Raw genomic sequence first — 5,951 nt, 5'->3', positions numbered from 1 at the left:
GCGCAGCGAGCCGGTTGGACAGAAGCCGCAGAGCGTCGGGCTGTTCGCCGGTCTGTTCGGCGGCACGTCCTCGTCGATGTCGCTGCTCCCCGAGACCCGCGCTCTCGATGCCGCACTCGCCAGGAAGGAAGCCAAGAAGCAGTTCAAGGTGAAGCCGGAGTTCGTGCCGCAAGAGGTCGAATTCACCGGCTACAGTCCCGGCACCATCGTTATCGATACCAGCGCGCGCCGCCTCTATCTCGTCGAATCCTCATGGACCGCCCGCCGTTATGCGATCGCGGTCGGTCGTGACGGCCTGCAGTTCAAGGGCACGGTAGCGGTCGGCGACAAGCAGGAATGGCCGCGCTGGATCCCGACACTCGAGATGCAGAAGCGTGAACCGAAGAATTATGGCCGGTACAAGGACGGCATGCCCGGCGGCGGCGAAAATCCGCTCGGCGCGCGCGCCATCTATCTCTACGACGGCAAGAAAGACACCCATCTGCGCATTCACGGCACCATCGCGCCGCAGTCGATCGGAACGAGCGCCTCCAATGGCTGCTTCCGCATGATCAACGAGCACGTGATGGACCTTTACCGCCGGGTGAAAGTGGGCACCAAGGTCGTCATCATCTGACGACTTAACGGACTATTCCAAAGGGCCGGTCTCGCCGGCCCTTTTGTTTTGGTTCGAGCATCACCAGGGCGCCTTCTTGGGAAAAAGCCTTCGCGGCGGTTTTTTCTCTGGCGGAATCAATTCGGCCGCGTTAAGCGATGACTCCCATGGCGCGATATGTATTCATCACAGGCGGCGTGGTTTCCTCACTCGGAAAAGGCATCGCTGCAGCGGCCCTTGGGGCTCTCTTGCAGGCGCGAGGCTATCGCGCGCGCATAAAGAAGCTCGATCCCTATCTCAATGTCGATCCCGGCACGATGTCGCCATACCAGCATGGCGAAGTCTTCGTGACCGACGACGGCGCCGAGACCGATCTCGATCTTGGCCATTATGAGCGCTTCACCGGCCGCTCGGCCAACCAGCAGGACAACATCACCACAGGCCGCATCTACAAGAACATCATCGAGCGGGAGCGGCGCGGCGACTATCTTGGCGCCACCGTGCAAGTGATTCCGCACGTCACCGACGAGATCAAGAACTTCATTCTCAACGGCAATGACGACTATGACTTCGTGCTGTGCGAGATCGGCGGTACGGTCGGCGACATCGAGGCGATGCCGTTCCTGGAGGCGATCCGCCAGCTCGGCAACGATCTGCCGCGCAACAACGCCGTCTACGTGCACCTGACGCTGATGCCCTACATTCCAACGGCGGGCGAATTGAAGACCAAGCCGACCCAGCATTCGGTCAAGGAATTGCGCGGCATCGGCATTGCGCCCGACATTCTGCTGGTCCGCGCCGACCGCCCCATCCCCAGGGAAGAGCGCCGCAAACTGTCGCTGTTCTGCAATGTCCGCGAGAGCGCGGTCATTCAGGCACTCGACGTCCCGCACATCTATGACGTGCCGATGGCCTATCACAATGAAGGGCTGGATTCGGAGGTGCTGGCCGCTTTCGGCATCGATCCGGCGCCGAAGCCGCGCATGGAGCCCTGGCAAGCGGTGTCCAACCGCATTCACAATCCGGAAGGCGAGGTGACCATCGCCGTCGTCGGCAAGTATACCGGCCTCAAGGACGCGTACAAATCGCTGATCGAGGCGCTGTCGCATGGGGGCCTCGCCAACCACGTCAAGGTCAAGCTCGACTGGATTGAGAGCGAGATTTTCGAAAAGGAAGATCCGGCGCCGTGGCTGGAAAAGGTCCACGGGATTCTGGTCCCCGGCGGCTTTGGCGAGCGCGGCGCTGAAGGCAAGATCCTGGCGGCGAAGTTCGCCCGCGAGCGAAAAGTGCCATATTTCGGCATCTGCTTCGGCATGCAGATGGCTTGCATCGAAGCAGCGCGCTCGCTGGCCGGCGTCGAGCATGCCTCGTCGACCGAATTCGGTCCGACCGAGGAACCGGTCGTCGGCCTGATGACCGAATGGCTGAAAGGCAACATGCTGGAGAAGCGCAGGGAAACTGGCGACCTCGGCGGCACCATGCGGCTCGGCGCCTATCGGGCTGACCTCGCCAGGGGTTCGAAAATCGCCGACATCTACGGTGACACGCAGATTTCCGAGCGCCACCGCCACCGCTATGAGGTTAATGTCGACTACAAGGAGCGGCTCGAGGATTGCGGCCTGGTCTTTGCCGGCATGTCGCCCGACGGCGTGCTGCCGGAAACGGTCGAATACCCCGACCATCCCTGGTTCATCGGCGTGCAGTATCATCCCGAGCTGAAAAGCCGGCCACTCGACCCGCACCCGCTGTTTGCCAGCTTCATAGAGGCCGCGGTGGAACAGTCGCGGCTGGTCTAGGCTGCCACCGGCCGTCATGCAAACTTACGTCGCTCTGCTTTACAGCATCGTTCTGGGCGAGGGGCGACGTCTCGTCATGTCCGATCTCAGGGCCATGACAGAAGGCTTGGGACTGTACAACCCGCGCACGCTGGTGGCGACCGGCAATCTGGTCTTCGAGACGAAAGAGACAGAAATTGCCGCGCTGGAGCGCCGGTTGGAGACGGCGTTCGAAAAGACCTTCGGCCGCCACGTCGACATCATCGTGCGCCGCGCGGATGACTGGTTGAAGCTTGCGGCCGGCAATCCGTTTCCCGCCGAATCGGCTGCCGCGGCGGATCAAGTAGCGGTGCGCGTGATGCGCAAGCCCGTTCCCGCTGAGGCCCTCGCGGCGCTGGAGGCCTATGTCGGCAACGATGAGCGAATGCAGGCCGTCGGCGGCGACATCTGGATCTTCTTTTCCCGCGAGACGCCAAGTTCGCGGTTGCTTGCGGCGACAAGCCATAAACGTCTCGGTGTCGGCACATCCCGCAACTGGAACACAGTGCGCAAATTGGCGGAGATGGTCGGCGGGTAGGCTTCTCCTTCTCCCACAAGCTAGGGGAGGAGGGGACAATTATGTCATGCCTTCGCCGTCCCGGCTCCGGCGGAACTCGCCGTTTCCCTGTAGAGAGCCTCGACGCGAGGGAACCGGCAACCGCTTGGTTTGCCGGCTTTGGCCTATAGGCATTCGATGAAAGCCGCGCTTATCGGCGCACAACGGTTCGTCGCACCCTTGTCACGTTTGGTGATTCGATTTCGGTCGAACGATATGAGAGACTTCGTCTTGGCCCGGCCTCATTTTTTAGCATCGGGCCCTGTTTGCCGGAACCAAGTGGTCAGCCGTAAGTTCAACAAGGTTCGATCAGGCACGTAGCGATCGACCGGGAGGAAACGATGGATCGCCTGCAATTCTTTACGCCTGTGCGGATTTCGCGCGGGCAGGAAAGCCCTGCCGAAGAAATTTATAGTGTAGCCGAAGCGATGGGGTTCTTGCGTAAATGGCCAATAGGCCGGCGTGGGCCAGTCTACCAGTGCGCGGTGAATTGCTGCTCTGCGGCTCTGGCGGGCCGGATGTCGGCAGAAGAAGCAAGGAAGGCTTTTGCGGGCTTCGCCCGAATCACACGCTTGCTCGACGACGACATGACACTGCCGATGGGCGGCGAAAATATTGATAGCGTGCATGCGCTGAGGCGATGAACGTTCATATTGCACCCCGCCATGAACGCGGTGCCTGCGGCAACGTCAAAGCACCTCGACTGAGGCAGGGAACACGCAGCCAGCGCCGCGCTCGGTGACAACGAGCTTCGGCTCGCCCGGGTTGACCTCAAGCTTGCGGCGCAGTCGCAATATCTGCACGTCGATACTGCGGTCGAACACCTCTTCGTCGAGAATCCTGCTGGCGGCGAGCAGCTCCTCGCGGCTCAGGATCTGCTAGGGCGATTGCAGGAATGCTGCCAGCACGTCGACGATCATCAGGTCCACCGGTCTTTGTTGAGGACGCGCGACAAGGGCCGGCATGCTCGTCACGACACTGCCTTTCTTGTCCGCTCGAACATGGAAATGACATTGTTGTTCGATGGCCGCTCGCCGTTGCCCGTCACCCGGTCGAGGTCGCCACGCTTGCGAAGGCGGGCCGCATCCAGAAGCATGCTGCCGGCCCAGCGATAGACGTTATTGTCGCGGACCATCTCGCGCATGGGCCGCATACGCTCGCGCTGTTCCTCCGGCGTCATGGTCAGCGCCTGCAGCAGCGCTTCGCTCGTCATGGCCGTATCGTAGGGATTGACGATCAATGCCTCCAGAAGTTCGCGCGAAGCGCCGGCAAAGGTGCTGAGCAACAGCACGCCCTGTTCGTCGTCGCGCGCCGCGACGAATTCCTTGGCCACCAGGTTCATGCCGTCATGCAGGCTGGTGACCATGCAAATGTCGGCCGCCCGATAGATCTCGTAGACCTGTTCCTGCGAGTGATGTTCGGCCACCATCAGGAGAGGACTGTAGTCGTTGGTGCCATAGCGCTGGTTTAGCTCTTCGGCATAGCGAAGGCATTCGTCATGAAGTTGCTGGTAGGCCGGCAATGAGCCCCGGCTGGGCGCCGCGACCTGCAGGAAAACCACTTTGCCTACCCATTCGGGATATCGCGTGAACAATTCGTCCAAGGCATGGAAGCGATCGAGAATGCCTTTGGTGTAGTCGAGGCGCTCGACGCCGACGCACAGTTTGACGTTCGCAGGCAGCCCGAATCTTTCGCGGACACGGGTACGGCATTCCTCGACAGCCGGCAATCTTGCCAGCAGTTCGGCCGGCCATTCTATTGAAATGGGGTAAGCGTGGACCAGAGTCGTTTGCCCGCCATAGGAGATCGCCGCGTCCGCCCGTTCTATGCGGCTTTCCAGGAAGCGATCGACGCTTTCGGTGAAATTGTTGGCGTGGAACTGAGTATGGAAGCCGATGATGGAGCTGCCCAGCAAGCCTTCCAGGATCCGTTCACGCCATGGACAGATGCTGTACACTTCCGAATTGGGCCAGGGGATATGCCAGAAAGTGATGACGATTGCCTCGGGCAGGCGCTCGCGGATCATGCGCGGCAAGAGCGCGAAGTGGTAGTCCTGGACCAGCACAATCGGCCGCTCGTTGCGCGCCTCGGCAACCACTGTATCGGCGAACTTCCGGTTGACGGCCTCATAGGCCTCCCAATCCGACGCGCGAAAAATCGGGCGGGTGAAGGCGATATGGCAAAGCGGCCACAGACCTTCATTGGCGAAGCCCAGATAATAGGCCTGGTATTCTTCCTCCGTCAGCCAGACCCTGCGCAGCGTGTAGGACGGATTGCCAGGCGGCACCTCAACCCGGTCGTTCTCGTCGACGGTGAGACGGTCAGCTGTTCCGCCGCCGTAGGCGATCCAGGTGCCGGCACAGGCTCGGGTGATCGGCTCAAGCGCCGAAACCAGCCCGCTGGCCGGTACCAACAGCTCGACGCCGTCATCGTTGACGTTGTGGATGTAGGGTTCGCGGTTGGATACCACGATCACCTGCGTCTCCGGCAGATCCTCGGCCAGGATTTTGCGCAAGGTGTCGGGCGACCATGTGATCAGCGCTGCATCGGCCGAGTGGCCGTTCTTTTCAAACTCCCGCAGCACTGTGCGAGCCGCTTCCGAAATCACGTCCTCGCCTGCGGTGGATGCGGCCGCTGGTATGTGGCGTCGGTGGGATATCGAGAACACCAGGGCAACAGCGGAAAGGCCAAGGCTTGCAATGATTAGAACCCAGAGTACCTCTATGCCATAGTCCGACATTGGAATAACGATTTTTCTCAGGCCGATCAGTGGCCATGTTGGTGTGTTGGTGTGTTTTTCGAATTCGCAGCCGGCCAATCGTGACAAGCTGCCGTGCGTCGGAACGTTCAGACGGGCCATCGGTTCCGCTAATCGCAGCGCAGCGGTCGGTTCCGAAAAGCCAAACTAGGTCCGCACGATGAGCGGCACCAAGCCCTCATGCCGGTCGGCGAGAAAGGCGACGACCTTATCGCCGACACGCTGGAA

6 protein-coding genes are annotated in these 5,951 nt (G+C 61.0%); 4 read left to right on the top strand and 2 right to left on the bottom strand.

Features of this window, described 5'->3' with window-relative positions:
- The 4 genes from EOA86_RS18700 to EOA86_RS18685 all read left to right on the top strand — a co-directional run.
- A partial coding sequence (locus tag EOA86_RS18700; RefSeq protein ID WP_164891821.1) for a L,D-transpeptidase occupies positions 1-616 on the top strand: 616 nt, incomplete at its 5' end.
- A gap of 137 nt (positions 617-753) precedes the next feature.
- Complete coding sequence (locus EOA86_RS18695) at positions 754-2,391, top strand: CTP synthase (RefSeq protein ID WP_095520383.1); 1,638 nt, start codon at positions 754-756, stop codon at positions 2,389-2,391.
- A 16-nt stretch (positions 2,392-2,407) separates the two neighbouring features.
- A complete protein-coding gene (locus EOA86_RS18690) occupies positions 2,408-2,947 on the top strand; it encodes a DUF1697 domain-containing protein (protein WP_127209204.1) in 540 nt (179 codons plus the stop codon).
- 359 nt (positions 2,948-3,306) lie between these two features.
- Positions 3,307-3,609 (top strand): DUF982 domain-containing protein, encoded by a 303-nt coding sequence (locus EOA86_RS18685; RefSeq protein ID WP_128343026.1) that lies wholly within the window; start codon positions 3,307-3,309, stop codon positions 3,607-3,609.
- A gap of 45 nt (positions 3,610-3,654) precedes the next feature.
- Here EOA86_RS18685 and EOA86_RS18680 read toward each other — a convergent pair whose 3' ends face one another.
- Together EOA86_RS18680 and EOA86_RS18675 are read right to left on the bottom strand one after the other, a co-directional pair.
- Positions 3,655-3,837, bottom strand: a complete 183-nt coding sequence (locus tag EOA86_RS18680; RefSeq protein WP_281035670.1) for a winged helix-turn-helix domain-containing protein — start codon at positions 3,835-3,837, stop codon at positions 3,655-3,657.
- A 98-nt stretch (positions 3,838-3,935) separates the two neighbouring features.
- A complete protein-coding gene (locus tag EOA86_RS18675; protein ID WP_128343024.1) occupies positions 3,936-5,705 on the bottom strand; it encodes a trehalose-6-phosphate synthase in 1,770 nt (589 codons plus the stop codon).
- Positions 5,706-5,951 lie beyond the last annotated feature (246 nt).

It is taken from the genome of Mesorhizobium sp. M5C.F.Ca.IN.020.32.2.1 (assembly GCF_004023105.1).
In the GTDB taxonomy this organism is placed as follows: Bacteria; Pseudomonadota; Alphaproteobacteria; order Rhizobiales; family Rhizobiaceae; genus Mesorhizobium; species Mesorhizobium wenxiniae.
The sequence above is the reverse complement of the archived record's forward strand: the minus strand, read 5'-3'. Positions and strand labels throughout refer to the sequence as shown.